Origin of the sequence: Enterobacter sp. 18A13 (assembly GCF_007035975.1) — a bacterium.
Classification (GTDB): Bacteria; Pseudomonadota; Gammaproteobacteria; order Enterobacterales; family Enterobacteriaceae; genus Enterobacter; species Enterobacter vonholyi.
Window position 1 is genome coordinate 3,985,006 of the sequence record NZ_AP019634.1, and the last position, 26,440, is coordinate 4,011,445.

Below are 26,440 nucleotides of genomic sequence, written 5' to 3' on the forward strand. Positions count from 1 at the left end.
GCTACATTACGCGCAATCCGGCAAAGATGAACGCAGATAAGCGTGAAGATCATCATCAGGAAATTTGAATGTAAGGAATGTGTAAAGCCGGGTTTTCCCCCTCGCTTTGCCAGAAATGAATCATTTATATTAATGAGAATCATTATCATAAGGAGCAATGCATGTCAGTCCCTCTGATCCTGACCATACTGGCGGGCGCCGCGACCTTCATCGGCGCGATCCTCGGCGTGCTCGGCCAAAAGCCCTCTAACCGCGTACTGGCCTTCTCACTGGGCTTTGCTGCCGGGATCATGTTGCTCATCTCCCTGATGGAAATGCTCCCTGCCGCGCTGGGCACGGAAGGCATGTCTCCGCTGCTGGGCTACGGCATGTTTGTCTTTGGCCTGCTGGGGTACTTTGCCCTCGATCGAATGCTGCCGCACGCCCATCCGCAGGATTTAATGCAGAAAAACGTGACGCCCATGCCGCGCAATATCAAGCGTACCGCCGTGCTGTTAACGCTTGGCATCAGCCTGCATAACTTCCCGGAAGGAGTCGCCACCTACGTGACGGCCAGCAGCAATCTTGAGATGGGCTTTGGCATCGCGCTGGCGGTCGCCTTACACAATATTCCTGAAGGACTGGCCGTCGCCGGACCCGTGTATGCCGCAACGGGATCGAAACGCACCGCTGTGTTCTGGGCGGGTATTTCCGGGATGGCCGAAATCCTTGGCGGCGTGCTGGCCTGGCTGATCCTTGGTAGCCTGGTCTCTCCGGTAGTGATGGCAGCGATTATGGCAGCGGTAGCCGGGATCATGGTTGCGCTTTCGGTGGATGAACTGATGCCGCTGGCGAAGGAGATCGATCCTAACAACAACCCCAGCTATGGCGTGCTGTGCGGAATGTCGGTGATGGGATTAAGTCTGGTTCTGCTGCAGACCGCAGGAATCGGGTAAAAAAACGCCGGGACATCCCGGCGTTTTTATTATCAGCTGGCTTTGCGCTCGTGCGCCTGGCGATACTCGACCAGATCTTCAATCGTTACCACCGGCATATTGTGCAGACGGGCAAAGGTGATGCACTCCGGCGCGCGCGCCATGGTGCCGTCATCGTTGGTCAGTTCGCACAGCACGCCAGCAGGTTTGAAGCCAGCCAGCGTCACCAGGTCGATCGTCGCTTCGGTGTGACCGCCGCGGGTCAATACGCCGCCCGCCTGCGCGCGCAGTGGGAAGACGTGGCCTGGACGATGCAGATCGGATGGCTTCGCACCATCGGCAATAGCTGCACGAACGGTGGTCAGACGGTCAGCCGCAGACACACCGGTGGTCACGCCATGCGCCGCTTCAATGGTCACGGTAAAACCGGTACCATAGGCGCTGGTGTTGTTTTCGACCATCATCGGCAGCTCGAGCTGCTTACGACGATCTTCAGTAATACACAGGCATACGATGCCGCTGCCGTGACGGATGGTCAGCGCCATCTGTTCAACGGTCATGTTTTCGGCGGCGAAAATCATGTCGCCTTCGTTTTCACGGTTTTCATCGTCAAGCACCATCACACCGCGGCCTTCGCGCAGTGCATCCAGTGCATGTTCAACACGTTGAGTTGAAGTGCCAAAAGAGGAAAGTAGCGTCTGATTCATGGTAAAAAAACCTCATTAACATTATGGTTACCAGAATCAGGGCAGTCTTAGGAGCGCCGTATAAGCGGCAAAAAGATAACGTGAGCGGGCCCATGCCCGACTTGATCGTTACTCTCTCCCATCCGGACTCTAACCGTCGGCCCCGGAATTACACCGGATCTGCTGACCTTTGAGTTTTCACCCAAAGCGCTCGCGGGCTTTCAGCGTCACGCTGATTTACCGCCGGTGGGGAATTTCGCCCCGCCCTGAGAATAAGCGAGATAACTATAACGCTATTGATTATCCTGGGCAATGCATAAGCATCAAACAATTTTGTTTACCCCGGGCATGACGCGCTACAATGGACACTAACACCTTTCCATCAAGGGAAACGACAATGATTGACCCGAAAAAAATTGAGCAGATCGCGCGTCAGGTTCATGAATCTATGCCAAAAGGCATTCGTGAATTTGGTGATGACGTAGAAAAGAAAATCCGCCAGACGCTGCAGGCGCAGTTGGTTCGCCTTGATTTAGTCAGCCGCGAAGAGTTCGACGTGCAGACCCAGGTTCTGCTGCGCACCCGCGAGAAGCTGGCGCTGCTGGAACAGCGTCTGACCGAGCTGGAAAACCGCAATGCGCCGGAAGAAGTGAAGCCGGCACCGGCCATTCCGCCGGTGGATGACCAGGAGTAAGTGCGGCCTGATGCCCTCACCCCAGCCCTCTCCCACAGGGAGAGGGTGAAAAAAAACGGGCCAACTGGCCCGTTTTTTACTGACTGTCTTTCTGGATCTTCTTGATGATGTTGGTGGTTGAGCACCCGTCCTCAAAATTGAGCACCATCACCTCGCCGCCGTTGGCCCAAACCTCTTCGCTGCCCGCGATTTGCTCCGGCTTGTAATCCCCGCCTTTTACCAGCAGGTCCGGCAGAATACCGGCAATCAGGCGCTGCGGGGTATCTTCTTCAAACGACACCACCCAGTCCACCGCTTCCAGCGCGCCGAGCACAATCATACGCTGCTCGAGCGGGTTCACCGGACGCGTTTCACCCTTCAGGCGTTTCGTCGAGGCATCGCTGTTGACCGCCACAATCAGGCGATCGCCCAGCTTGCGCGCATTCGCCAGATAAGAAACGTGCCCAGCGTGCAGAATGTCGAACACGCCGTTGGTCATCACCACCTTTTCCCCACGCTTGCGCGCGGCGGCGACGGCTACCTTCAGCTCGTCTTCGGTCATGACGCCAAAACCGGTATCCGCGCGACCACGCACCGCGTTTTCCAGCTCGATTGGCGAAACGGTTGAGGTCCCGAGTTTACCCACGACCACGCCCGCCGCGGCGTTAGCGAAGTAGCACGCCTCTTCCAGAGAATTACCCGCTGCCAGCGTCGCCGCCAGCACGCCGATCACCGTGTCGCCGGCACCGGTCACGTCGTACACTTCCTGCGCCTGGGTTGGCATATGCAGCGGCGCTTTGCCCGGCTGCAGCAGCGTCATCCCCTGCTCGGAGCGGGTCACCAGAAGCGCAGATAATTCGAAGTCAGCGATGATCTTCATGCCGCGCTCAACCAGCTCTTCCTCGGTTTTGCATTTGCCCGCCACCGCTTCAAATTCGGAGAGGTTTGGCGTCAGCAGGGTTGCGCCGCGATAGCGCTCAAAATCGGTCCCTTTCGGGTCGATCAGCACCGGTACGTTGGCTTTACGCGCCAGCTGAATCATCGTCTGCACGCTCGCCAGCGCGCCTTTGGCGTAATCGGACAGCACCAGCGCGCCGATATTGCCCAGCGCCTGGTTGATACGCTCGTGCAGCGGCTCGGGATCAACGCCTTCGAACCCTTCTTCAAAGTCGAGGCGGATCAGCTGCTGGTTGCGCGACAGCACGCGCAGTTTCGTAATCGTTGGGTGGGTCGGAACAGAAACGAAGTCGCACTTCACGTTCACGTCCGCCAGCGACTTGCTCAGCGCGCGTGCCGCATCGTCGATGCCGGTCAAGCCCACCAGACGCGACTGCGCGCCCAGAGAGGCAATGTTCATCGCCACGTTTGCCGCGCCGCCGGGACGCTCTTCAATGGTGTCGACCTTAACCACCGGTACCGGTGCTTCCGGAGAGATGCGGCTGGTCGGTCCATACCAGTAGCGATCCAGCATCACATCCCCAACAACCATAACTCCAGCACGTTCAAACTCTGGCAGTGTTACTTTCATTCCTGACTCCAGAAAGATTCACAATTTGCGCGCGATAATATCACACTTGATTTGTTACGCACGGTTCCACCAGCCACTTCTGCCAGCTGGCCGTTACCTGAGCGCGTTCTGCGACAAAACAGTCCAGCGCCACGTGCCCCGGCTGCTCCTGCAGCGCCAGGTGATGAAGCTCGTCGCGAAGCGTCGTGTAGGCGCGGGTTAAGGCCTGCGCCTCCTGCTCGTCCATGATGTCGTTTTGCGCCAGCAGTTCCAGAATGCGCACGTTATCCGACCAGCGGGTCAGCTTAGGCTTGTCGTGCGCGTGCAGCAGCACCAGATACTGGGTAATGAATTCAATATCGGTGATCCCGCCCTCGTCGGCTTTGATATCAAAGCGATCGCGATGTTTATTACCCAGATGCGCGCGCATTTTCTCGCGCATCTCGCGCACTTCGGTCTGCAGCGTACTGCCCTCGCGCACGGTGGTCATAACCTCCTTACGGATGGCATCGAACTGCGTTTTGAGCTGCGGATCGCCATATACCACGCGAGCGCGCACCAGCGCCTGATGCTCCCACGTCCAGGCTTCATTCTTCTGGTAATCGGCGAAGGATTCCGTTGAAGTGACCAGCATGCCCGCCGCGCCGGACGGACGCAGGCGCGCATCGACTTCATACAAAATGCCCGACGAGGTGCGGGTGCTGAACAGGTGCATGATGCGCTGCGCCAGGCGCAGGTAGAACTGACGCCCGTCAATCTCGCGCTCGCCGTCGGTCATCACGTCAACCGGGCAGTCGTGCAGGAAGATTAAATCCAGATCGGAGCTGTATCCCAGCTCCCAGCCGCCGAGCTTGCCGTAACCCACCACGGCAAACCCTCGCCCCTCACGGTCAGCAAGGTGCTTCGGCTGGCCGTAGCGGGCCACCATCTGCACCCACGCCTGCTGCACTACCGCGTCGATGATCGCCTCCGCGAGCCAGGTTAAGTGATCGCTCACTTTCATCACCGGCAGCGTTCCGGCGATATCCGCCGCCGCCACGCGCAGCATCTGCGCCTGCTTAAACTGGCGCAGCGCCTCCAGCTGTTGCTCTTCGTCTTCTTCCGGCACGCGCAGCAGATACTGACGCAGCTCGTCACGGTAGGCATCCGTCGCCGTGGGCTGATACAGCGTGTTCGGATCGAGCAGTTCATCCAGCAGCAGCGGGTAGCGCGCCAGCTTATTCGCCACCATCGGCGACGCGGCGCAGAGCGTAATCAGGTGCTTCAGCGCGCCGGGGAACTCGCTCAGAAGCTCCAGATACGTGGTGCGCGTGATGATCCCGCTCAGCAGCGGCATCATGCGCGACAGCGGCACCGGCGCATCCGCTCGCGAGCAGACCTCGCTCAGCAGGTGCGGCATCAGGTGATCCAGCACCTGACGGCCGCGCGGGCCAATGGCACGCTTGTTCAGTTCGAGACGGAAATCCGCGATCAGCGCCACCACGCGGTGTCGCGCGTCGTCACTCAGGTGCGCCAGCACGGGGGTCGTGTCATCTTCCTGAAGCGCGTCCTGCCACAGCTCGCGCCAGTGCTCGGAAAGCGCGTCGTCCTGCGATTCACTTTCGTCATCACCAATCAGCTCGTTAAAGATGCGGCGCACGCCTGCCATGTGGGCATCGAGCCGTTCGGTCAGCGTAGACCAGTCTTCCACGCGCATGCCCCAGGCCAGGCGCGCCCGGTTAAGGTCATCCCCCGGCAGGGTCTGGGTCTGTTCGTCGTTGATGCTTTGCAGCAGGTTTTCCAGACGTCGCAGGAAAAGATAGGCCTCGCGCAGGGTTTGCGCGTCGCCGTCCGGCAGCAGGTGAAGCTGCTCGATGGCGCTCAGCGTCGGCAATAGCGAGCGGGACTGTAACGACGGCTCACGCCCGCCGCGAATCAGCTGGAAGACCTGGACGATAAATTCGATTTCGCGAATACCGCCCGCGCCGAGCTTGATGTTGTCCTTCAGCCCACGACGGCGAACCTCACGGGCAATCATCCCTTTCATATTGCGCAGGGACTGGATGACGCTGAAGTCGATATAGCGACGGAACACGAACGGGCGCAGCATGGCACGCAGCTCGTTGGCGTAGGCGTCATCGCTGTCGCCCATGATCCGCGCTTTGACCATCGCATAACGCTCCCAGTCGCGCCCCTGCTCCTGGTAGTAATCCTCCAGCGCGGCAAAGCTCAGCACCAGCGGCCCGCTGTCGCCGAACGGACGCAGGCGCATGTCCACGCGGTAGACAAAACCATCCTGCGTCGGCTGATCCAGCGCCTTAATCAGACGCTGACCGAGACGGGTAAAGAACTGGGCGTTGTCCAGCTCGCGACGGCCGCCGCGCGTGGAGCCGTTCTCAGGCCAGGCGAAAATCAGGTCGATATCGGAGGAAAAGTTCAGCTCGCAACCGCCCAGCTTGCCCATCCCCAGAATCAGCAGCGGCTGAGGAACCCCTTCCTCGCTGCACGGCGTGCCCCACTCTTTACAGCAGGCGGCGTAGAGCCAGTCGCGCGCCGCGACAATCAGCGTCTGCGCCAGTTCGCTTAACTGCTGCAGCGTGCTCTCTTCGCCCACCAGCTCCAGCGCCTGAGCCCAGGCAATGCGCACCATCACCCGACGGCGGAACTGACGAAGGACGCGCATCAGCGTCGCTTCATCCGCTACGTCTTTGAGTGCGGCCTGCAGCCAGCCGGCATAGTGCCGCCACTCGTCCGCCTGCGGCGGTGCGTTCTCAAGCTCCGCCAGCCAGTCCGGGTAGACGGCGATGCTTTCCTGCACAAAATCACTGAAGGCGAGCACGCTCTTCGCCTGCTCGCTTAACGATGACGCCGGTAATGACTCAGGCAGACGTTCGCAAACGGTCTGCCACTGCTGCTGTAACGCTGAAGAAAGCGGCATTATAGGGGTTCCTTGCCAGAGTTAACGTTTTCCGCTGTGCAGCCAGTACGGATCCTGCGAAATGGCCTCGTTACGGAAATGCTCTATCTCGATATGCTGACGGGTTTCAATGGCATGCTTCAGCCCCTGCCAGTTTTCCAGCCACGCCTGCGCCTGTGGCCCGTCGTAGGCACCGGAAAGGAGCAGCATGCTGTCGATGTTGCGCGAAAGACGGGGAAACTGATCGCCATACTTATCGCCGAGCGGATACGCAAAGGTGCTCTTCAGTTCAGCGGCATGACGGGAAAGATGAATGTCCGCGAAACGCTTAAAGTTTTCCGCGATTTTGGCCTCGGCTTTCGCATCCAGGAAGGCGCGCCAGCCGCGCGTCACCAGAAACTCGGTCAGCGCCAGTTTTGCCGAAGCGGCCTGCGGGCTGTAGATCGCCGTTTGCGCCGAGACGTCCGAGAGCATCAGCGTTTCGGTTTGCGTCAGCAGATCGCGTAAGTGAGCGCTCGCTTTGCGAGGCACGATGCCGCCGAACAGCGCCAGGGTATGGCGCACCAGGGCAATCGCCGCGAGCACGTGGGATTTGGCGTTTTTCACATTTCGCACCCACAGCTCTTCGTGGTACTGCCACTGAGAAAGCGCCAGCTCCAGCGCGGCTTCCAGACCCTGTTCAACGCTGGCTTTCGGCGCAACGTGCAAAATGGTCGTCTCTTTCAGCACGCGCGGCGCATTTCCGGCGGCCAGATGGTAACCCCGCGCGGCTTTACTCAGGCTTCCCTGACGCAGTCCGGACTGACTCACCAGCCTGCGCGCCAGCTTCAGCACGTCATTTGCGTCCCCATCCAGCAGCTCAAGCTCCAGTTCGCAAATCGGTTCCTGGAATTCCCCTGCCTTCACCTCACCCAGATCGAGGGCGGTTTCGATGCGGCTTTTGCCTTCCGTCACCAGCCATTTCTCGCGCCAGAAATCGGTGCTGAACAGCGGCTGTACCTGTTCCGCCAGCGCGGAAGGCAGCTCGCCTTCCGGCCAGACTTCCGCCGGGAAACGTTCCAGCTCAAGTTCTGGCTTACTGATGTCGATATTGTATTCCGGGCGCTGATGTAAACCGCCGACCACGCGGCCGGCAATTTTCATCGTCATCTCGTAGCGCCCGCTCGCGCCACGGATGCGCAGCCCCATATCGTGGCGGCGCAGCCAGTTGTCTGGCGTTTCGTAATAAATATTAAGCAGTTGTACCGGTGCATGGTGTTCGCCGGAAAGCGTATGCAGATGCTGGCGGAGTGCGTCAACGCTGTCTTTTTCGACGATAAATTTTAATTCGATTTCCTGAGCCATAGCCTTGTATTTTTGCGGGCGTCACAGACGCGTCAATGAGGGCGAACTTCCTCGCCATTTGTTTGTCAGTACATAGTATTTTGCGCCAAATTGCCATGCAATGAGCAATTTGTCGGGCGTAAATGTGTAGAGTCGTGACACAGATGATTCTGATTGCTGACGAATGCTTTGCGTAGAGACACTGTTGCCACTACTATCGTTCCACTATTTATGAAAATAACGACTAATGATGCTTAAATTACGCCTGATTGGACTTACTTTACTCGCTTTTAGCGCCGCAACCGCAGTGCACGCTGAAGAAAAGCGTTACGTTTCTGACGAACTGAACACCTGGGTACGCAGTGGCCCCGGAGATAATTATCGCCTCGTGGGTACGGTAAATGCCGGCGAGGAAGTCACCCTGTTACAGACCAACGCGGACACCAATTACGGTCAGGTTCGCGACAGTACCGGCCGTACGTCCTGGATCCCGCTGAAAGAGCTGAGCACCGTGCCAAGCCTGCGCACGCGCGTTCCCGATCTGGAAAACCAGGTGAAGACCCTGACCGACAAGCTGAACAACATCGACGGCACCTGGAACCAGCGCACCGCTGAAATGCAGCAGAAAGTAGCGCAAAGCGACGGTGTGATTAACGGTCTGAAAGAAGAGAACCAGAAACTGAAAAACGAGCTGATTGTCGCGCAGAAGAAAGTGAATGCCGCCAATCTGCAGCTCGACGATAAACAGCGCACCATCATCATGCAGTGGTTTATGTATGGCGGCGGCGTACTGGGCGTCGGTCTGGTGCTGGGCCTGGTTCTGCCGCACCTGATCCCGAGCCGTAAGCGTAAAGACCGCTGGATGAACTAATTCGTCTTCTCTGCCAGACTTACGTATCATTCTGGAAAAGAGAAAACGGGAGAGTTGGGCGTGAAAAGTTATCTGGTCGGTGGTGCGGTACGTGATGCGTTGTTAGGTCTGCCGGTCAAAGATAAAGACTGGGTGGTGGTTGGCGCCACCCCGGAAGAGATGCTCGACGCGGGCTACCAGCAGGTAGGCCGCGATTTTCCCGTCTTCCTCCACCCGAAAAGTCGTGAAGAGTATGCCCTGGCGCGTACCGAGCGGAAATCAGGTTCGGGCTATACGGGCTTCACCTGCTATGCCGCGCCGGACGTGACGCTGGAGGAAGATCTTCTGCGCCGCGATCTCACCATCAACGCGCTGGCGCAGGACGAGAACGGCCAGATCGTTGACGCTTATGGCGGCCAGGACGATCTGCGCAACCGTCTTTTACGTCACGTCTCCCCGGCGTTTTCTGAAGATCCGCTCCGCGTCCTGCGCGTGGCGCGCTTTGCCGCACGCTACGCCCATCTCAGCTTCCGTATTGCCGATGAAACCATGGCGCTGATGACCGCCATGACCGAGGCGGGCGAGCTTGAACACCTGACGCCAGAGCGCGTCTGGAAAGAAACGGAAAATGCTCTCACAACGCGCAACCCGCAGGTCTTTTTCCAGGTCCTTCGCGACTGCGGCGCGCTGAAGGTGCTCTTCCCGGAAATAGACGCGCTGTTTGGCGTGCCTGCTCCGGCGAAATGGCACCCGGAAATTGATACCGGCGTGCACACGCTGATGACCCTGAGCATGGCGGCCATGCTCAGCCCTGACGTGGACGTGCGCTTTTCCACCCTGTGCCACGATCTCGGCAAAGGCCTAACGCCAAAAGAATTCTGGCCTCGCCACCACGGGCACGGCCCGGCAGGGGTGAAGCTGGTCGAGGGGCTGTGCCAGCGTCTGCGCGTGCCGAACGAAATCCGCGATCTGGCGAAACTGGTGGCGGAATTCCACGATTTGATCCACACCTTCCCCATCCTCAAACCGGCCACCATCGTTAAGCTTTTCGATAACATCGACGCCTGGCGTAAACCGCAGCGCGTGGAGCAAATCGCGCTGACCAGCGAAGCTGACGTGCGCGGGCGTACCGGGTTTGAGGCGTGCGATTATCCGCAGGGGCGTTTACTGCGTAAAGCCTGGGAGGTAGCAAAAGCGGTGCCGACGAAGGACGTTGTCGAGGCGGGATTCAAAGGTCCGGAAATTCGCGAAGAACTCACGAAACGGCGAATTCAGGCGGTGTCTGACTGGAAGGAAAAACACTGCCCTCAGCCAAAAGACTGAGGGCTATCGGTTAGAAGAAGACTACGTACACCGCAGCGGCAACGATAAAGCGATAGATCGCGAACGGAATGAACGAGATACGCTTAATCAACTGCAGGAAGGTTTTGATGGCAATCAGCGCCACGATAAACGCGGTGATGAAGCCAACGGCGAACATTGGAATATCGCCAGTCGTCAGGAAGTGATAGCTCTTATAGACGTCGAGTACAGTGGCGCCCATCATCATTGGCACCGCCAGCAGGAATGAGAACTCTGACGCGGCGTAACGGCTTACGCCCATCAGCATCCCGCCGGAGATGGTAGCGCCTGAACGCGAGAAGCCCGGCCAAAGCGCCAGACACTGGAAGCAGCCAATGATAAACGCCTGACGATACGTCATATCGTCCAGCCCTTCCGCGCGCGGCGTTTTCGGCTTCAGCACTTCCGCGGCGATCAGCAGGAAGCCGCCCACCACCAGCGCGTACATCACGTTAATCGGGTTAAACAGCGATTTGATGGCGTCGTGGAAAACCAGACCCAGCACCACCGCCGGGATCATTCCGAGCAAAATATGGATCAGCGACAGGCGACCTTTACTCATCCCTTCGTGCTGCGGCGGACGGCCAAAATGGATACCGATCAGGCCAAACAGACGGCGCCAGAACATCACCACCACCGCCAGAATCGAACCCAGCTGGATAACCACTTCAAACGTTTTGGCGGTATCGCCTTCAAAGCCCAGCAGATGGCCAACGATAATCATATGGCCGGTACTGGAAACCGGTAAAAACTCCGTCAATCCTTCGACCACACCCAATATTGCCGCCACCAGCAGCGAGTGCATATCGCTCATCTATAAACCCCTAAAAAGATATAAAAAAACGGTCGCCCCAACGGCTACCGTGAAAGATACAGCTTTAAGACCGGTATAACCTAAATTGGTTTAGCAATTATGACGTTAATTCTTGCCTTTCAGATTTGTGCCACGCTCAATGATGACGCCAACGTTGGCGGCTCGCGCCACCGCGCCCGGCTTGCTCAGCTTGATGCGTACCCACGGTGAGTTGAATTTTTTCAGCAGCAATTCTGCGACTTCTTCCGCCACCCGTTCGACCAGCGCAAAACGTTGCCCTTCAACGTGGGCAATGACCGTTTCACTGATGTCGGCATAGCTGAGACAGTCGTTCACGTCATCGCTTTTTGCCGATTTGCGGTTATCCCATCCCATTTCGATATCGAACACCAGCTTCTGCTCGATGGTCTGTTCCCAGTCGTAAACACCAATTGTGGTGATTACCGAAAGTTGCTCTATAAATACAATATCCATCACGACCTGCCTGCTTTTTGGCTAAACCGGATACCACTTCCGGCGAATTATGCGTATTATCCACAGATGCTGAGAATACAGATACATTTTCAAAACGGAACAGCGTTATGAGTGCAATCGCGCCTGGAATGATCCTCCTCGCCTATCTTTGCGGCTCAATCTCCAGCGCCATTCTGGTCTGCCGCATTGCCGGGTTACCCGACCCGCGTGAAAATGGTTCCGGGAATCCGGGGGCGACCAACGTACTACGAATTGGTGGCAAGGGAGCAGCCGTAGCGGTTTTGATTTTTGATGTTCTGAAAGGGATGCTGCCCGTCTGGGGCGCGTATGCGCTGGGCGTCACGCCGTTCTGGCTGGGGCTTATTGCTATTGCGGCCTGTGTCGGCCACATCTGGCCCGTATTCTTCGGTTTTAAAGGTGGCAAAGGTGTGGCGACCGCCTTTGGTGCCATTGCGCCTATCGGCTGGGACCTAACCGGCGTGATGGCCGGGACCTGGCTACTGACCATTCTGCTGAGCGGCTATTCCTCGCTGGGCGCCATCGTCAGCGCGCTGATCGCCCCGTTCTACGTCTGGTGGTTTAAACCTCAGTTCACCTTCCCGGTGTCGATGCTCTCCTGCCTTATCCTGCTGCGTCATCACGATAATATTCAGCGCCTGTGGCGTCGTCAGGAGACCAAAATCTGGACGAAGCTCAAGAGGAAGAAAAAAGACGCGCCGTAAGGGTTAGTTATGCCTTATAGCCAAATGTGATTTTGGTCACCTTCTGCCTGTGGTAACTGTTAATGACACAACACAACCACATTAGAAGAAAATGGCTGAAATCACAGAAACAACTCCCCTTTCAACGGCAGAAAAACACCCCGATGGCGACATCAAGTGGGTGCGCAGCGCTTCGGATGTATCACGCCTCGTTAATGACGGCTCACAGGGCCGGGCCAATGCCCGCATCGTGGTCGGTATCGCGCTGGGCGGGATTTTCCTCGATGCTTACGATCTGGGCGCGCTGGCCTTCGGCATAAAAGATATCACCCGCGAATTTAACCTGACGCCCGCCGGGACCGGTATGGTGGCCTCGGCAATTACCTTTGGCGCGATTGTCGGAGCGCTGCTCGGCGGTTACCTCACGGATAAAATCGGGCGCTACCGCGTTTTTATGGCTGATATGGTGTTCTTCGTGGTGGCCGCCATCGCCTGTGCGCTGGCCCCGAACGAATATGTGCTGGCGGGTGCCCGCTTTGTGATGGGGCTTGGGGTCGGGATCGACCTTCCCGTGGCGATGGCGTTTTTAAGCGAGTTCGCCAGGCTGAAAGGTCCGGGAAACAAAGCCTCCAGCGTCGCGATGTGGTGCCCCACCTGGTATGCCGCCATCAGCGTCTCCTACCTGCTGGTGCTGTTCTTCTACGCCGTGCTGCCGGAAAGCCACAGCGACTGGCTGTGGCGTTTAATTCTCGGCTTTGGTGCAGTGCCAGCGCTGGTGATTATCGCCATCCGCAGCCGCTATATGAGCGAATCGCCGGTATGGGCGGCGAATCAGGGCAATCTGAAGGAGGCGGCATCGATTTTGCGGCAGTCGTACAATATTAACGCCCACGTCCCGCAGGATGCGCTCGGCCAGCCTGCACCCGTCGTGAATAAAGCGAAATGGTCAAACTATCTGAATCTGTTTCGCGGCGTCTACTTACGCCGCACGACGCTCGCCACGCTGCTGTCCGTCGTCTCCTCGTTCGCCTACAACGCCGTGGCGTTTGGTCTGCCGGTGATCATCTCCAGCTTCTTTGTCCAGTCGATGCTCACCACCATTCTCATTTCTCTGGTGCTTAACCTGCTGTTTGCCTTCGTCGGCGGACTGCTGGCGGTACGCTACGTGCCGCGCTTCGGCGCATGGCGAATGTCGCTTGCGGGTTATGCCTGCCAGCTTGTCGCGCTGCTGGGCCTGGCGCTGATTGGCCGACCGGAAGGTGCCTCTGAAGGCGTGCTTGCCGTGGCGATGCTGGCGCTATTCCTTTTCGGTCAGGGCTTTGGCCCGGGCGCGCATACCATGACGTTCGCCTCGCTGAGCTACCCGACCTCGCTGCGCGGCGTGGGCGTGGGTCTCAACCAGACGCTGATGCGCAGTAGTTCTACGCTGTCGCTGTTCCTGTTCCCGCTGCTGGTGGCGTCGCTCGACACCGCCGTGTTCTGGGTGATTGCGCTGGCGCCGTTTATCGGCCTGGCATCGCTGCTGGCGATCCGCTGGGAGCCCTCCGGGTATGATGTGGATGCGGAGGACTATCGGTAACGACACATCGCTTCGGTGGGTTCCCCACCCACCGAAGGGTTCTTACAAATCGTCCAGCAGCGTTCGGGAAAGTTTTTTTAGCATATCAAGCTCATCATCGTTCATCCGCATGCTGCAGCGAATCTGGTCCGGCAATGCCATCACCCGTTTTTTCAGTTCTTTCGCCTTATCGGTCAGCAGGACATTTTTCATCCTTTCATCCCCCACAACCGCGATACGGTTGAGGAATCCTTTTGCCTCAAGCTTTTGTACAAGCGGCGTCAATGTGCCCGAATCAAAAAACGTCTTATCGCTGAGATCGCGAAGTGGAATGTTGTCTTTCTCATAAAGCGCCATCAAAACAACGAATTGCGGGTAGGTCAAATCCATCTCTTGCAGTAAGGGACGATACTGGCGAACAAACGCATTGGTGACCGAGTACAGCGAGAAGCAAAGTAAATCATCTAGCGTTTTGTTTTCTTTCATTTTTCTATCAACTCCGAATCTGTTGCCTAAAAAAATTATAAATAATGTTTGACTAAAAGTATCTTGCGCGCAAGTATTATACCAGCAACTAAGTAGCACGCTATTTAGTTATCTCATCCGATCAAATGCGCTTAAAGAGGTACCACCATGAAAACACTAACCACCATCCTGGTTTCTTCCGTCTTCGCGTCAGCTGCTGCATCCGCTCAAACCACCAATACCCCAGCTCCGACCGCAGGCGTACAGGCGTTTCTTAATATTCTGAATTCCAGCAAGGGTAAGCCAATGGAACAGATGACCCCGCAGGAGGCCCGGCAGGTACTGATCGGCGCGCAGCAAGGCGCAAAACTGCCGCCCGCTCAGGTTTCAGAAAAAACGATCCAGGTAAATGGTCAGGCGATCAAACTGAAAATAGTGAAACCTGAAAACGCGACCGGCACGCTCCCGGCATTTATGTTCTTCCACGGCGGCGGTTGGGTGCTGGGCGATTACCCAACCCATGAACGCTTAATCCGCGATCTGGTTCGCGCATCAGGCGCCGCAGCGGTTTACGTTGATTACACGCCGTCACCTGAGGCCCATTTCCCGGTGGCCATCAATCAGGCCTATGAAGCGACAAAATGGGTAGCCGAACACGGTCAGGAAATTGGCGTGGACGGTAGCCGTCTGGGTCTGGTCGGTAACAGCGTGGGCGGCAATATGGTGGCTTCCGTGGCGCTGCAGGCAAAACAGTTCAATGGGCCAAAAATTCGCTACAACGTGATGCTCTGGCCTGTGACCGATGCGAATTTTGATACTGCCTCGTATAACCGGTTCGAGAACGGCTATTTCCTGTCGAAAAACATGATGAAATGGTTCTGGGATAACTACACCACCAGCGCTGCCGACCGCAACAATATCCTTGCCTCTCCGCTTCGCGCCAGCGCCGCGCAGTTGAAAGGTTTCCCCGAGACGCTGATTCAGACAGCAGAGCTGGACGTTCTGCGGGATGAAGGTGAAGCATTCGGGCGTAAGCTGGATGCGGCTGGCGTCCCGGTGACCGTCACGCGCTATAACGGCATGATCCACGATTACGGCCTGCTTAACCCGCTGAGCCAGGAGCCAACGGTTAAAGTTGCCCTGGAGCAGGCAGGCGCAGCGCTGCATGAGCACCTGAAATAACGGCATCGCGATGTTTGTCAGACAGCACGTCCTCCGGGGCGTGTTTTTTTGTTTCGTCTTAACCGCCATCCATAAGCGACTCATATGACAGCCTTCATTTCTGCCAGGGCATACTGAAACGACCCCGATGATGAGCAGATGGATGCAGCATGTTAGCAGCTCAGGTCACTGATAATTCGTACAAAGGCTGGCAGGCGTCGCTTGCCCTGCAGTTTTGTCACACCCCTAAGAAAACCCTCCTGCACTCCGCTCATCACGTCGGGCCGCTTACCGTTCAGCGTCCATTTTATCCCGAAGGGGAAACCTGCCACCTTTATCTGCTGCACCCGCCCGGCGGAATTGTGGGCGGCGATACGCTGGACATTTCCGTTCGGCTGGACGCCAAAAGCCATGTGCTAATCACGATGCCCGGCGCCAGCAAGTTCTATCGCAGCAGCGGCCCGCAGGCTCGCCTGAATCAGCACTTTTATCTCGATGATGAATCCACGCTGGAGTGGCTACCGCAGGACACTATTATCTTCCCGGGTGCGAACGCCGCGCTGCGCTCCGTCTTCCACCTGAAGACCTCCAGCACGCTGCTGGCGTGGGAGCTGTACTGCCTGGGGCGCCCGGTGATCAATGAGACCTTCAGCCACGGCACGCTGGAGAGCCGCCTTGAAGTCTGGGTTGAGGATGAACCGCGCCTGATTGAGCGTCAGCACCTTGCCGACGGCGATCTCACGCCCGTCGCCGGATATCCATGGCTCGGCACGCTGCTGTTCTATCCGGCCAAAGAAGAACATCTCGACACGGTACGCGAACGGCTCGCGCCGCTGGAACACTTTGCGGGCGCCACGCTCGCGGACGATCTCATGTCGGTGCGTTTTCTCTCCCACGATAACCTGATTTGTCAGCGGGTGATGCGTGACGTCTGGCAGTCGCTTCGCCCGCTTCTCACCACCAAAACCGCCTGTTCGCCGCGTATCTGGCAGACATAAGAGAAACGTTATGGAACTGACCCCCAGAGAAAAAGACAAGCTGTTGCTGTTCACCGCCGCGCTGGTTGCCGAACGCCGCCTTGCGCGCGGGGTAAAGCTTAATTACCCGGAATCGGTCGCGCTGATCAGCGCCTTCATCATGGAGGGCGCGCGCGATGGCGAAACCGTCGCCTCGCTGATGGAGGCGGGCCGCCACGTCCTGACGCGCGATCAGGTAATGGAAGGCGTGCCGGAGATGATCCCGGATATTCAGGTCGAAGCCACCTTCCCGGACGGATCGAAGCTCGTCACCGTCCATAACCCGATCGTCTAAGGAGCGCGCGATGATCCCAGGTGAATACCAGATCCAGCCCGGAACGATTGCGATCAACGTCGGGCGTGAAATCCAAAGCGTGGTTGTCGAAAATCACGGCGACAGGCCGATCCAGGTCGGATCGCATTACCACTTTTTCGAGGTCAACCCGGCCCTGAAGTTCGAGCGGGAAGCCACCAAAGGCTACCGGCTAAATATCCCGGCGGGCACCGCCGTGCGCTTCGAGCCCGGCCAGAAGCGTGAGGTGACGCTGGTTCAGGTCACGGGCGCGCAGCGCATTTTCGGCTTTCGCGGCGAGGTGATGGGCGAGGTGAAACATGGCTGAGATTTCACGCCGGGCATATGCCGATATGTTCGGCCCCACCACCGGCGATAAAGTGCGGCTGGCCGACAGCGAGCTGTGGATCGAAGTGGAAGACGATCTCACGGTCTACGGCGAAGAGGTCAAATTCGGCGGCGGAAAGGTGATCCGCGACGGCATGGGTCAGGGGCAGATGACCGCAGACGACTGCGTGGATCTGGTTCTCACCAACGCGCTGATCGTCGATCACTGGGGGATCGTAAAAGCCGATATCGGCGTCAAGAACGGGCGGATCTTCGCCGTCGGCAAAGCCGGTAATCCGGACATTCAGCCCGGCGTGACGATCCCGATTGGCGCGGCAACGGAAGTGATTGCCGCCGAAGGGAAGATCGTCACCGCAGGCGGGATCGACACCCACATCCACTGGATCTGCCCGCAGCAGGCGGAAGAGGCGCTGGTCTCCGGCGTCACCACCATGATCGGCGGCGGCACCGGCCCCGCGGCGGGCACCAACGCCACCACCTGCACGCCGGGGCCGTGGTATATCGCCCGCATGCTCCAGGCTGTCGATACGCTGCCGGTGAATATCGGCCTGCTCGGCAAAGGTAACGGCTCCAACCCGGACGCCCTGCGCGAGCAGATTGCCGCAGGCGCCATCGGGCTGAAGATCCACGAAGACTGGGGCGCGACGCCTGCGGCGATCAACTGCTCGCTGGAGGTGGCGGAAGAAATGGATATTCAGGTGGCGCTGCACAGCGACACGCTGAACGAGTCCGGGTTTGTCGAAGACACGCTGGCGGCCATCGCAGGGCGCACCATCCACACTTTCCATACCGAAGGCGCAGGCGGCGGCCACGCGCCGGATATCATCACCGCCTGCGCGCACCCGAATATTCTGCCCTCCTCCACCAACCCGACGCTGCCCTACACGGTCAATACCATCGACGAGCATCTCGACATGCTGATGGTCTGCCACCACCTTGACCCGGATATCGCCGAGGACGTGGCGTTTGCGGAATCCCGCATTCGTCGTGAAACCATCGCCGCTGAAGACGTGCTGCACGACATCGGCGCATTCTCGCTCACCTCGTCAGATTCGCAGGCCATGGGCCGCGTCGGAGAAGTGATTATCCGCACCTGGCAGGTGGCGCACCGCATGAAGGTCCAGCGCGGCGCGCTGCCGGAAGAGACCGGCGATAACGACAACTTCCGCGTGAAGCGCTACGTCGCCAAATACACCATTAACCCGGCGCTCACCCACGGCATTGCCCACGAAGTCGGTTCGATTGAGGCGGGCAAGCTGGCGGATCTGGTGGTCTGGTCCCCGGCGTTCTTCGGCGTCAAGCCCGCCACCATCGTCAAGGGCGGGATGATTGCCTGCGCGCCGATGGGCGATATCAACGCCTCGATCCCCACGCCGCAGCCGGTGCATTACCGCCCGATGTTTGGATCGCTGGGTGCCGCGCGCCACGCCACCCGGCTGACGTTTATCTCGCAGGCCGCCAGTGCCAACGGCATCCCGCAGCAGCTCAACCTGCAGAGCGCTACCGCGGTGGTGAAAGGCTGCCGGACGGTGAAAAAGGCGGACATGATCCACAACGGCCTGCAGCCGAATATCACCGTCGACTCACAAACCTACGAGGTGCGCGTCGACGGTGAACTGATAACCAGCGAACCGGCTGACGTTCTGCCGATGGCGCAACGCTATTTCCTGTTTTGAGGAGTGATGATGATCTATTTAACCCAACGCCTGGACCATGCCCACCCCGCCACCGCCAGCGTCACGCTGCCGATTGACGTACGGGTGAAAAGCCGCGCCCGCGTATCGCTGAACGACGGGCGCGAGGCCGGGCTAATGCTGCCGCGCGGCCTGCTGCTGCGCGGGGGCGACCTGCTGACTACCGACGACGGCAGCGAGGTTGTCGAGGTGATCGCCGCGCCGGAGTCGGTCTCCGTGGTGCGCTGTGCCGATCCGTTCCTGCTCGCCCGCGCCTGCTACCACCTGGGCAACCGCCACGTGCCGCTGCAGGTCATGCCCGGCGAGCTGCGCTATCACCACGATCACGTTCTCGACGACATGCTGCGCCAGTTCGGGCTGGACGTGACCTACGCCAGCCTGCCGTTTGAACCGGAAGCGGGCGCTTACACCAGCGATGCCCACAGCCATTCTCACGCTCATTCACATTAAGGATTAATCATGCGTAAGTATTTACCTCTGCTGCTTCTGGCCTTTTCCGTTCCCGCGCTCGCGCATCCCGGCCACGGCGCCGACAGCTTCCAGGCCGGTTTTCTCCATCCGCTGACCGGACTCGATCACCTGCTGATGCTGGCGGGTGCAGGCGTGCTCTCGGCACTGAGCGGCCGCAAGCTCCTGCTGCCGTTTGCCACCCTCGGCATGATGCTCGTTGGCGCTATTGCGGGCAGCCTGCTCGGCGGCTTTAGCGGCATGGAGATGCTGATTATCGCCTCGCTGGCGGTCTGCGGCGTGATGATGTTTAAAACTGAAAATCGCTTGCTGCTGGCAGTGCCTGTCCTGGCGATGTTCCACGGCTGGGCGCACGGCGTGGAGATGTCCGGCCACAGCTTCTGGCTCTTCACCAGCGGCTTTATGCTCGCCAGCGCCACGGTCCTGTGCGCCAGCTTTGCCGCAGGGCTGCTGCTGCGCCGTCACGACGGCCTGCGTAAAACCTTCGGCGGCGGGCTGATCGTCTCCGCCCTACTGGCGCTGATGAGCTGATGGAGCACGCCCGCCAGAGGCTGCGCCTGATGCAGCTCTCCAGCAGCAGCCTGCCGGTCGGGTCGTTTACCTGGTCACAGGGGCTGGAGTGGGCCGTTGAGGCGGGCTGGGTCACGGACGCCAACGCCTTTAAACGCTGGCAAATCCAGCAGATGGAGCAGAGCTTTTTCTGCGTCGACCTGCCGCTGTTTATCCGTCTTTATCAGGCCTGTGAGCAACGCTCGCTTACAAATGCAAAACGCTGGACGGCATACCTGCTCGCCTGTCGGGAAACGCGCGAGCTACGAGAAGAAGAGCGCAACCGCGGGGCGGCCTTTACGCGGCTGATTAAGAGCTGGGAACCTGACTGTCTGCCCGAATGGCTGCCGCTGTTTATGCAAAGCCAGCTCTGCGACATGGCGTGGCTCGGCGTTCGCTGGGGCATTAGCGCGCGCGAACTGGCGCTGAGTCTGGGCTACAGCTGGATGGAGAGCGCGGTCATGGCGGGCGTCAAGCTGGTGCCGTTTGGGCAACAGGCCGCGCAGCAGCTGATTATCGAACTGAGCGACCACTACGCCGCCGGGTTTGAACAGGCATTTTTACGTAGCGACGACGTGCTGGGGGCAGCAACGCCGCTGTCCGCCATCGCCTCGGCGCGCCACGAAACCCAATATTCACGACTATTCCGTTCCTGAGGAGTCAACATGGCTGATTACAAACATCCCCTGCGCGTGGGCGTGGGCGGCCCGGTAGGGTCGGGCAAAACCGCGCTGCTGGAAGCGCTCTGCAAGGCGATGCGCGATACCTATCATCTTGCGGTGGTCACCAACGATATCTACACCAAAGAGGATCAGCGCATCCTGACCGAAGCGGGCGCGCTGGAGCCAGAGCGCATCGTGGGCGTGGAGACGGGCGGCTGCCCGCATACCGCTATCCGGGAAGATGCTTCGATGAACCTGGCGGCGGTGGAAGCGTTGAGCGAGAAGTTCGGCAATCTGGACCTGATCTTCGTTGAAAGCGGCGGAGACAACCTCAGCGCGACGTTCAGCCCTGAGCTGGCGGATCTGACCATTTACGTGATCGACGTGGCCGAAGGGGAAAAAATCCCGCGCAAGGGCGGGCCGGGGATCACCAAATCCGATTTTCTGGTCATCAACAAAACCGATCTCGCGCCGTACGTGGGTGCCTCGCTGGAGGTGATGGAGCGCGATACCAACCGCATGCGCGGCGAGCGTCCATGGACCTTTACCAACCTGAAGGCGGGTGACGGTCTTGCGACGATTATTGCATTTCTGGAAGAGAAAGGGATGTTGCGGGTGTAGTCAAACGATCCCCTCTCCCTGTGGGAGAGGGTTAGGGTGAGGGATTACGCCTCCGGCAGTTCCGCCAGCGGCCAGCGCGGACGCACGGACACGCTCAGGTCGGACGTTGCCCCCGCATTAAGGCGCACCATCCCGGCGTAGGCGATCATCGCCCCGTTATCGGTACAGAATTCCGGACGGGCATAGAACACTTCCCCGCGACGCTTTTGCATCATCTCGGCGAGCTTCGCGCGAAGCGTGCGGTTAGCGCTCACGCCGCCCGCCATCACCAGACGCTTAAAGCCGGTCTGATCCAGCGCGCGCTTGCACTTGATCATCAGCGTGTCCACTACCGCATCTTCGAACGCGCGGGCGATATCGGCGCGGGTTTGCTCGCTGTCATCGTTATTACGGATCGTATTCGCCGCGAAGGTTTTCAGCCCGGAGAAGCTGAAGTCCAGCCCCGGACGGTCGGTCATTGGGCGCGGGAAGACAAAGCGCCCTTCCGTTCCCTGCGACGCCATTTTTGACAGCATCGGGCCGCCCGGGTAATCCAGACCCAGCAGCTTGGCGGTTTTATCGAACGCTTCACCGGCGGCGTCGTCGATCGACTCGCCCAGCAGCTCGTACTTGCCAATGCCCGTTACGCTAATCAGCTGCGTATGGCCGCCGGAAACCAGCAGCGCAACAAACGGGAATTCAGGCGGATTCTCTTCCAGCATCGGCGCCAGAAGATGCCCTTCCATATGGTGAACCGGGATGGCCGGCACGTCCCACGCGAAGGCCAGCGAACGACCAACGGTTGCGCCAACCAGAAGCGCACCGACCAGGCCCGGGCCTGCGGTATAGGCCACGGCATCAATATCGGTTGAGCTCAACCCGGCCTCTTTCAGCGCCGCCTGAATCAGGGGAACCGTTTTACGCACGTGGTCACGAGAGGCCAGTTCAGGTACGACGCCGCCGTAGTCAGCGTGCAATTTCACCTGACTATACAGCTGGTTGGCCAGAAGTCCTTTTTCGTCGTCGTAAATGGCGATGCCGGTTTCATCGCAGGATGTTTCAATACCCAGTACACGCATGACTTGTTTTACCTCGTTTCAATACCGCGCAGTGTAGAGCCTGGGCGGGTTGATGTAAAACTTTGTTCGCCCCAGGAAGAAGGCTCGTGTATACTCCTCACCCTTATTAAAGTCCCTTTCAAAATCGCATCGGTGCTTTACAAAGCAGCAGCATTTGCAGTAAAATTCCGCACCATTTTGAAATAAGCTGGCGTTGATGCCAGCGGCAAACCGAATTTATTAAAGGTGAGAGTTACATGCCGGTAATTAAAGTACGTGAAAACGAGCCGTTCGACGTAGCACTGCGTCGCTTCAAACGTTCATGCGAGAAAGCAGGTGTTCTGGCTGAAGTTCGTCGTCGTGAGTTTTATGAAAAACCAACGACTGAACGTAAGCGCGCTAAAGCTTCCGCTGTGAAACGTCACGCGAAGAAACTGGCTCGCGAAAACGCACGCCGTACTCGTCTGTACTAATTGGTTGAGGGCCTCAGCCCTCAATTGACAGACAGAGTAATAGTCGTAAGGCCGTGCTTCCGGAAGGAATGCGCGGCTTGTTTTCGTTTATAAGTCGCTTAAATTTTTGGGGCATATGGCCGGAAGAATCCCACGCGTTTTCATCAATGACCTGCTTGCCAGAACCGACATCGTCGATCTCATCGACGCGCGGGTAAAGCTGAAAAAACAGGGCAAGAATTACCATGCGTGCTGTCCGTTCCATAACGAAAAAACCCCCTCCTTCACCGTAAACGGTGAAAAGCAGTTTTACCATTGCTTCGGCTGTGGTGCTCACGGTAATGCCGTTGATTTTTTAATGAACTACGACAAGCTCGAGTTCGTTGAAACCGTCGAAGAGCTGGCGGCAATGCATAACCTTGAAGTGCCGTATGAAGCAGGCAGTGGGCCAAGTCAGATCGAGCGCCATCAACGGCAAACGCTGTATCAACTGATGGATGGCCTGAATTCGTTTTACCAACAGTCTCTTAAGCACTCTGCGGCTGAGCCTGCGCGTCAGTATCTGAACAAGCGCGGACTGAGCGACGATGTCATTGCGCGTTTCGCTATTGGTTACGCCCCGCCCGGCTGGGACAACGTGTTAAAGCGTTTTGGCGGCAATAGCGAAGATCGTAAATCTCTCATCGATGCAGGCATGCTGGTCACCAACGACCAGGGACGAAGCTACGACCGCTTCCGCGAACGGGTGATGTTTCCGATCCGCGACAAGCGAGGCCGGGTAATTGGTTTTGGTGGTCGCGTGCTGGGTGATGCCCTGCCGAAATACCTTAACTCCCCGGAAACCGATATTTTCCATAAGGGCCGCCAGCTTTACGGTCTTTATGAGGCGCAGCAGGATAACGCGGAACCTCCGCGTCTTCTGGTCGTCGAAGGCTATATGGACGTCGTTGCGCTGGCGCAGTACGACATTAACTACGCGGTTGCGTCGTTAGGTACGTCCACCACCGCCGATCATATTCAACTGCTGTTCAGGGTGACCAATAACGTCATCTGCTGTTACGACGGTGACCGTGCAGGACGCGACGCCGCCTGGCGTGCGCTGGAAACCGCGCTACCCTATATGACCGACGGGCGTCAGCTACGCTTTATGTTCCTGCCCGACGGTGAAGACCCGGATACGCTGGTGCGTAAAGAGGGCAAAGCGGCGTTTGAAGCGCGGATGGAGCAGGCTCAGCCGCTCTCCACGTTTTTGTTTAACAGCCTGATGCCGCAGGTCGATTTGAGTACCCCTGACGGGCGCGCGCAGCTCAGCACGCTGGCGCTGCCGTTAATCAGTCAGGTGCCCGGCGAAACGCTGCGCATCTACCTGCGTCAGGAGTTAGGCAACAAGCTCGGCATTCTGGATGACAGCCAGCTTGAACGTTTAATGCCTAAACAGGCTGAAAACGGCACGGTTCGCCCCGCGCCTCAGCTAAAACGCACAACCATGCGTATACTGATAGGGTTACTGGTCCAAAACCCCGAGCTTGCGCCGCAGGTGCCGTCGCTGGCGGGTTTGAACCACGAAAAATTGCCCGGACTTGGCTTATTTTCAGAACTGGTCAACACGTGTTTGTCTCAGCCAGGTCTGACCACCGGACAACTTTTAGAGCATTATCGCGGCACAAAAGAGGCCGCTACCCTTGAAAAATTGTCGATGTGGGACGATATAGCAGATAAGGACATTGCAGAAAAAACGTTCACCGACTCACTCAACCATATGTTTGATTCGATGCTTGAGCTGCGCCAGGAAGAGTTGATAGCTCGCGAGCGCACACACGGTTTGAGCAGCGAAGAACGCCGGGAGCTCTGGATGATTAACCAGGAACTGGCGAAGAAATAAGTCAAAGACAAAAGTATTTAACGGCTTAAGTGCCGAATATCGATCGGGAAGCCCCCGGCAGCCGCACTGAGAGGCAGCGGCAAAAATATAAGTACGCCCTCGCTTTAAAGGTTGGCAGCCCCATCGCCGACACCAATCAAACGAATTAAGTGTGGATACCGTCTTATGGAGCAAAACCCGCAGTCACAGCTGAAACTTCTTGTCCAACGTGGTAAGGAGCAAGGCTATCTGACCTATGCCGAGGTCAATGACCATCTGCCGGAAGATATCGTCGATTCAGATCAAATCGAAGACATCATCCAAATGATCAATGACATGGGCATTCAGGTGATGGAAGAAGCACCGGATGCCGATGATCTGTTGCTGGCTGAAACCTCCAACAACACTGACGAAGATGCGGAAGAAGCTGCTGCACAGGTACTGTCCAGCGTGGAATCTGAAATCGGGCGTACCACTGACCCGGTCCGCATGTACATGCGCGAAATGGGTACCGTTGAACTGTTGACCCGCGAAGGCGAAATTGACATCGCAAAACGCATCGAAGACGGGATCAACCAGGTTCAGTGCTCTGTCGCCGAGTACCCGGAAGCGATCACCTATCTGCTGGAGCAGTACGATCGCGTTGAAGCGGAAGAAGCGCGCCTGTCTGACCTGATCACCGGTTTTGTCGACCCGAACGCTGAAGAAGATATGGCGCCTACCGCCACTCACGTCGGCTCTGAACTGTCTCAGGAAGAGATGGATGATGACGAAGACGAAGATGAGGAAGAGAGCGACGACGACACCGCGGACGATGACAACAGCATCGACCCGGAGCTGGCACGCGAGAAGTTTGCCGAGCTGCGTACCCAGTACGAAGTGACGCGTGACACCATCAAAGCGAAAGGCCGCAGCCACGCTGCCGCTCAGGAAGAGATCCTGAAGCTGTCTGAAGTATTCAAACAGTTCCGCCTGGTGCCAAAACAGTTCGACTACCTGGTAAACAGCATGCGCGTGATGATGGATCGCGTACGCACCCAGGAACGCATCATCATGAAGCTGTGCGTTGAGCAGTGCAAAATGCCGAAGAAGAACTTCATCACCCTCTTCACCGGTAACGAAACCAGCGAAACCTGGTTCAACGCGGCTATCGCGATGAACAAGCCGTGGTCTGAAAAACTGCACGACGTGAAGGACGATGTGCATCGCGGCCTGCAGAAACTGCATCAGATTGAAGAAGAGACCGGCCTGACCATCGAGCAGGTAAAAGACATCAACCGTCGTATGTCCATCGGTGAAGCGAAAGCTCGCCGTGCGAAGAAAGAGATGGTTGAAGCGAACTTGCGTCTGGTTATCTCTATCGCCAAGAAATACACCAACCGTGGCCTGCAGTTCCTGGATCTGATTCAGGAAGGCAACATCGGTCTGATGAAAGCGGTAGATAAGTTTGAATACCGTCGTGGTTACAAGTTCTCCACCTATGCAACCTGGTGGATCCGTCAGGCGATCACCCGCTCTATCGCGGATCAGGCGCGCACCATTCGTATTCCGGTGCATATGATTGAGACCATCAACAAGCTCAACCGTATTTCCCGTCAGATGCTGCAGGAGATGGGCCGCGAGCCGACGCCGGAAGAGCTGGCCGAGCGCATGCTGATGCCGGAAGACAAGATCCGTAAAGTGCTGAAGATCGCCAAAGAGCCAATCTCCATGGAAACACCAATCGGTGATGATGAAGATTCACATCTGGGTGATTTCATCGAGGATACCACCCTCGAGCTGCCGCTGGACTCTGCCACCACCGAGAGCCTGCGTGCTGCGACACACGACGTTCTGGCTGGCCTGACCGCTCGTGAAGCGAAGGTCCTGCGTATGCGTTTCGGTATCGATATGAACACCGACCACACGCTGGAAGAAGTGGGTAAACAGTTCGACGTTACCCGCGAACGTATCCGTCAGATCGAAGCGAAGGCGTTGCGTAAGCTGCGTCATCCAAGCCGCTCTGAAGTGCTGCGTAGCTTCCTGGACGACTAATCTGTCCTGACAGTGAAAAAGCTCCCAATCGGGAGCTTTTTTT

Annotated in this window: 26 protein-coding genes and 1 riboswitch; of the genes, 18 read left to right on the plus strand and 8 right to left on the minus strand. The window is 57.8% G+C overall.

Translation table 11 applies throughout. The features are described from left to right. The first annotated feature begins 161 nt into the window (after positions 1-161). A complete protein-coding gene (zupT, locus tag FOY93_RS19200) occupies positions 162-935 on the plus strand; it encodes a zinc transporter ZupT (RefSeq protein WP_024906487.1) in 774 nt (257 codons plus the stop codon). A gap of 32 nt (positions 936-967) precedes the next feature. Here the strand turns inward: zupT and ribB are convergent, their stop codons facing one another. Then, on the minus strand, positions 968-1,621 hold the full coding sequence (gene ribB / locus FOY93_RS19205) for a 3,4-dihydroxy-2-butanone-4-phosphate synthase (RefSeq protein ID WP_143345558.1): 654 nt from the start codon (positions 1,619-1,621) through the stop codon (positions 968-970). 106 nt (positions 1,622-1,727) lie between these two features. After that, a riboswitch (FMN riboswitch) is annotated at positions 1,728-1,878 on the minus strand. Positions 1,879-1,997: 119 nt separating this feature from the next. Here ribB and ubiK point away from each other — a divergent pair. Next, positions 1,998-2,294, plus strand: a complete 297-nt coding sequence (gene ubiK, locus FOY93_RS19210; RefSeq protein WP_014071796.1) for a ubiquinone biosynthesis accessory factor UbiK — start codon at positions 1,998-2,000, stop codon at positions 2,292-2,294. 76 nt (positions 2,295-2,370) lie between these two features. Here ubiK and hldE read toward each other — a convergent pair whose 3' ends face one another. Genes hldE through FOY93_RS19225 form a run of 3 tightly spaced genes read right to left on the minus strand, consistent with a single transcriptional unit; the run spans position 2,371 to position 8,020 of the window. Then, entirely contained in the window at positions 2,371-3,801 is a 1,431-nt protein-coding gene (gene hldE, locus FOY93_RS19215; RefSeq protein WP_032642099.1) for a bifunctional D-glycero-beta-D-manno-heptose-7-phosphate kinase/D-glycero-beta-D-manno-heptose 1-phosphate adenylyltransferase HldE, read from the minus strand. Positions 3,802-3,841: 40 nt separating this feature from the next. Further along, positions 3,842-6,697 (minus strand): bifunctional [glutamate--ammonia ligase]-adenylyl-L-tyrosine phosphorylase/[glutamate--ammonia-ligase] adenylyltransferase, encoded by a 2,856-nt coding sequence (glnE, locus tag FOY93_RS19220; RefSeq protein WP_133295153.1) that lies wholly within the window; start codon positions 6,695-6,697, stop codon positions 3,842-3,844. 21 nt (positions 6,698-6,718) lie between these two features. Beyond that, a complete protein-coding gene (locus tag FOY93_RS19225) occupies positions 6,719-8,020 on the minus strand; it encodes a CYTH domain-containing protein (protein ID WP_133295154.1) in 1,302 nt (433 codons plus the stop codon). Positions 8,021-8,249: 229 nt separating this feature from the next. On the opposite strand from FOY93_RS19225, the gene FOY93_RS19230 reads away from it, so the two are divergent. Together FOY93_RS19230 and FOY93_RS19235 are read left to right on the plus strand one after the other, a co-directional pair. Then, positions 8,250-8,870, plus strand: a complete 621-nt coding sequence (locus FOY93_RS19230) for a TIGR04211 family SH3 domain-containing protein (RefSeq protein WP_024906484.1) — start codon at positions 8,250-8,252, stop codon at positions 8,868-8,870. A gap of 60 nt (positions 8,871-8,930) precedes the next feature. Beyond that, positions 8,931-10,172 carry a multifunctional CCA addition/repair protein gene (locus tag FOY93_RS19235; protein WP_127732337.1) on the plus strand — a complete coding sequence of 414 codons (1,242 nt, stop codon included), beginning with the start codon at positions 8,931-8,933 and terminating at the stop codon, positions 10,170-10,172. Between the two features lie 10 nt (positions 10,173-10,182). On the opposite strand, the gene bacA is transcribed toward FOY93_RS19235, so the two are convergent. Beyond that, positions 10,183-11,004, minus strand: coding sequence for an undecaprenyl-diphosphate phosphatase (bacA, locus tag FOY93_RS19240; RefSeq protein ID WP_115876294.1), 822 nt, complete (start codon positions 11,002-11,004; stop codon positions 10,183-10,185). Positions 11,005-11,109: 105 nt separating this feature from the next. Then, positions 11,110-11,478 (minus strand): bifunctional dihydroneopterin aldolase/7,8-dihydroneopterin epimerase, encoded by a 369-nt coding sequence (gene folB / locus FOY93_RS19245; protein WP_023333447.1) that lies wholly within the window; start codon positions 11,476-11,478, stop codon positions 11,110-11,112. Between the two features lie 107 nt (positions 11,479-11,585). Between folB and plsY the strand changes: the two genes are divergently transcribed. Together plsY and FOY93_RS19255 are read left to right on the plus strand one after the other, a co-directional pair. Next, positions 11,586-12,200 carry a glycerol-3-phosphate 1-O-acyltransferase PlsY gene (gene plsY, locus FOY93_RS19250; protein WP_111963295.1) on the plus strand — a complete coding sequence of 205 codons (615 nt, stop codon included), beginning with the start codon at positions 11,586-11,588 and terminating at the stop codon, positions 12,198-12,200. Between the two features lie 91 nt (positions 12,201-12,291). Next, the gene (locus FOY93_RS19255; RefSeq protein WP_133295155.1) at positions 12,292-13,758 is read left to right on the plus strand and encodes an MFS transporter; all 1,467 of its coding nucleotides are present in this window, start codon (positions 12,292-12,294) and stop codon (positions 13,756-13,758) included. 42 nt (positions 13,759-13,800) lie between these two features. Here the strand turns inward: FOY93_RS19255 and FOY93_RS19260 are convergent, their stop codons facing one another. Then, positions 13,801-14,223: a MarR family winged helix-turn-helix transcriptional regulator gene (locus FOY93_RS19260; RefSeq protein WP_115876296.1), complete on the minus strand. Its 423-nt coding sequence runs from the start codon at positions 14,221-14,223 to the stop codon at positions 13,801-13,803. A gap of 147 nt (positions 14,224-14,370) precedes the next feature. On the opposite strand from FOY93_RS19260, the gene FOY93_RS19265 reads away from it, so the two are divergent. The 9 genes from FOY93_RS19265 to ureG all read left to right on the plus strand — a co-directional run bounded on the left by FOY93_RS19265 (position 14,371) and on the right by ureG (position 21,013). After that, positions 14,371-15,384, plus strand: a complete 1,014-nt coding sequence (locus FOY93_RS19265; protein ID WP_133295156.1) for an alpha/beta hydrolase — start codon at positions 14,371-14,373, stop codon at positions 15,382-15,384. A gap of 149 nt (positions 15,385-15,533) precedes the next feature. Next, complete coding sequence (locus tag FOY93_RS19270; protein WP_143345559.1) at positions 15,534-16,361, plus strand: urease accessory protein UreD; 828 nt, start codon at positions 15,534-15,536, stop codon at positions 16,359-16,361. A 10-nt stretch (positions 16,362-16,371) separates the two neighbouring features. Next, positions 16,372-16,674 carry an urease subunit gamma gene (locus FOY93_RS19275; RefSeq protein ID WP_003862556.1) on the plus strand — a complete coding sequence of 101 codons (303 nt, stop codon included), beginning with the start codon at positions 16,372-16,374 and terminating at the stop codon, positions 16,672-16,674. A 10-nt stretch (positions 16,675-16,684) separates the two neighbouring features. Beyond that, positions 16,685-16,999 carry an urease subunit beta gene (locus tag FOY93_RS19280; RefSeq protein ID WP_133295158.1) on the plus strand — a complete coding sequence of 105 codons (315 nt, stop codon included), beginning with the start codon at positions 16,685-16,687 and terminating at the stop codon, positions 16,997-16,999. After that, a complete protein-coding gene (gene ureC / locus FOY93_RS19285) occupies positions 16,992-18,695 on the plus strand; it encodes an urease subunit alpha (RefSeq protein ID WP_133295159.1) in 1,704 nt (567 codons plus the stop codon). Before FOY93_RS19280 ends, ureC begins: the two co-directional genes overlap by 8 nt. Before the next feature lie 9 nt (positions 18,696-18,704). After that, the gene (ureE, locus tag FOY93_RS19290) at positions 18,705-19,163 is read left to right on the plus strand and encodes an urease accessory protein UreE (protein WP_133295467.1); all 459 of its coding nucleotides are present in this window, start codon (positions 18,705-18,707) and stop codon (positions 19,161-19,163) included. Positions 19,164-19,172: 9 nt separating this feature from the next. Continuing rightward, positions 19,173-19,712 (plus strand): HupE/UreJ family protein, encoded by a 540-nt coding sequence (locus tag FOY93_RS19295; protein ID WP_143345560.1) that lies wholly within the window; start codon positions 19,173-19,175, stop codon positions 19,710-19,712. After that, positions 19,712-20,386 (plus strand): urease accessory protein UreF, encoded by a 675-nt coding sequence (locus FOY93_RS19300; RefSeq protein WP_143345561.1) that lies wholly within the window; start codon positions 19,712-19,714, stop codon positions 20,384-20,386. Before FOY93_RS19295 ends, FOY93_RS19300 begins: the two co-directional genes overlap by 1 nt. A 9-nt stretch (positions 20,387-20,395) precedes the next feature. Continuing rightward, entirely contained in the window at positions 20,396-21,013 is a 618-nt protein-coding gene (ureG, locus tag FOY93_RS19305; protein WP_014071813.1) for an urease accessory protein UreG, read from the plus strand. 44 nt (positions 21,014-21,057) lie between these two features. On the opposite strand, the gene tsaD is transcribed toward ureG, so the two are convergent. Beyond that, positions 21,058-22,071 carry a tRNA (adenosine(37)-N6)-threonylcarbamoyltransferase complex transferase subunit TsaD gene (tsaD, locus tag FOY93_RS19310; protein ID WP_024906472.1) on the minus strand — a complete coding sequence of 338 codons (1,014 nt, stop codon included), beginning with the start codon at positions 22,069-22,071 and terminating at the stop codon, positions 21,058-21,060. Between the two features lie 236 nt (positions 22,072-22,307). Here tsaD and rpsU point away from each other — a divergent pair, with 236 nt between their 5' ends. From rpsU to rpoD, 3 genes are all read left to right on the plus strand, one after another. Next, the gene (gene rpsU / locus FOY93_RS19315) at positions 22,308-22,523 is read left to right on the plus strand and encodes a 30S ribosomal protein S21 (RefSeq protein WP_001144069.1); all 216 of its coding nucleotides are present in this window, start codon (positions 22,308-22,310) and stop codon (positions 22,521-22,523) included. A gap of 115 nt (positions 22,524-22,638) precedes the next feature. Beyond that, entirely contained in the window at positions 22,639-24,384 is a 1,746-nt protein-coding gene (gene dnaG / locus FOY93_RS19320; RefSeq protein ID WP_003862574.1) for a DNA primase, read from the plus strand. A 165-nt stretch (positions 24,385-24,549) separates the two neighbouring features. Then, the gene (gene rpoD, locus FOY93_RS19325; protein ID WP_023309228.1) at positions 24,550-26,397 is read left to right on the plus strand and encodes an RNA polymerase sigma factor RpoD; all 1,848 of its coding nucleotides are present in this window, start codon (positions 24,550-24,552) and stop codon (positions 26,395-26,397) included. Positions 26,398-26,440 lie beyond the last annotated feature (43 nt).

Coding starts and splice junctions, on each gene's coding strand:
- folB (WP_023333447.1), bottom strand. CDS start 11,478: ATGGATATTGTATTTATAGAGCAACTTTCGGTAATCACCACAATTGGT.
- FOY93_RS19270 (WP_143345559.1), top strand. CDS start 15,534: ATGTTAGCAGCTCAGGTCACTGATAATTCGTACAAAGGCTGGCAGGCG.
- ureC (WP_133295159.1), top strand. CDS start 16,992: ATGGCTGAGATTTCACGCCGGGCATATGCCGATATGTTCGGCCCCACC.
- FOY93_RS19225 (WP_133295154.1), bottom strand. CDS start 8,020: ATGGCTCAGGAAATCGAATTAAAATTTATCGTCGAAAAAGACAGCGTT.
- FOY93_RS19260 (WP_115876296.1), bottom strand. CDS start 14,223: ATGAAAGAAAACAAAACGCTAGATGATTTACTTTGCTTCTCGCTGTAC.
- FOY93_RS19265 (WP_133295156.1), top strand. CDS start 14,371: ATGAAAACACTAACCACCATCCTGGTTTCTTCCGTCTTCGCGTCAGCT.
- rpsU (WP_001144069.1), top strand. CDS start 22,308: ATGCCGGTAATTAAAGTACGTGAAAACGAGCCGTTCGACGTAGCACTG.
- plsY (WP_111963295.1), top strand. CDS start 11,586: ATGAGTGCAATCGCGCCTGGAATGATCCTCCTCGCCTATCTTTGCGGC.
- ribB (WP_143345558.1), bottom strand. CDS start 1,621: ATGAATCAGACGCTACTTTCCTCTTTTGGCACTTCAACTCAACGTGTT.
- FOY93_RS19300 (WP_143345561.1), top strand. CDS start 19,712: ATGGAGCACGCCCGCCAGAGGCTGCGCCTGATGCAGCTCTCCAGCAGC.
- FOY93_RS19295 (WP_143345560.1), top strand. CDS start 19,173: ATGCGTAAGTATTTACCTCTGCTGCTTCTGGCCTTTTCCGTTCCCGCG.
- ureG (WP_014071813.1), top strand. CDS start 20,396: ATGGCTGATTACAAACATCCCCTGCGCGTGGGCGTGGGCGGCCCGGTA.
- FOY93_RS19230 (WP_024906484.1), top strand. CDS start 8,250: ATGCTTAAATTACGCCTGATTGGACTTACTTTACTCGCTTTTAGCGCC.
- tsaD (WP_024906472.1), bottom strand. CDS start 22,071: ATGCGTGTACTGGGTATTGAAACATCCTGCGATGAAACCGGCATCGCC.
- bacA (WP_115876294.1), bottom strand. CDS start 11,004: ATGAGCGATATGCACTCGCTGCTGGTGGCGGCAATATTGGGTGTGGTC.
- ureE (WP_133295467.1), top strand. CDS start 18,705: ATGATCTATTTAACCCAACGCCTGGACCATGCCCACCCCGCCACCGCC.
- glnE (WP_133295153.1), bottom strand. CDS start 6,697: ATGCCGCTTTCTTCAGCGTTACAGCAGCAGTGGCAGACCGTTTGCGAA.
- dnaG (WP_003862574.1), top strand. CDS start 22,639: ATGGCCGGAAGAATCCCACGCGTTTTCATCAATGACCTGCTTGCCAGA.
- FOY93_RS19280 (WP_133295158.1), top strand. CDS start 16,685: ATGATCCCAGGTGAATACCAGATCCAGCCCGGAACGATTGCGATCAAC.
- FOY93_RS19255 (WP_133295155.1), top strand. CDS start 12,292: ATGGCTGAAATCACAGAAACAACTCCCCTTTCAACGGCAGAAAAACAC.
- FOY93_RS19275 (WP_003862556.1), top strand. CDS start 16,372: ATGGAACTGACCCCCAGAGAAAAAGACAAGCTGTTGCTGTTCACCGCC.
- hldE (WP_032642099.1), bottom strand. CDS start 3,801: ATGAAAGTAACACTGCCAGAGTTTGAACGTGCTGGAGTTATGGTTGTT.
- zupT (WP_024906487.1), top strand. CDS start 162: ATGTCAGTCCCTCTGATCCTGACCATACTGGCGGGCGCCGCGACCTTC.
- ubiK (WP_014071796.1), top strand. CDS start 1,998: ATGATTGACCCGAAAAAAATTGAGCAGATCGCGCGTCAGGTTCATGAA.
- rpoD (WP_023309228.1), top strand. CDS start 24,550: ATGGAGCAAAACCCGCAGTCACAGCTGAAACTTCTTGTCCAACGTGGT.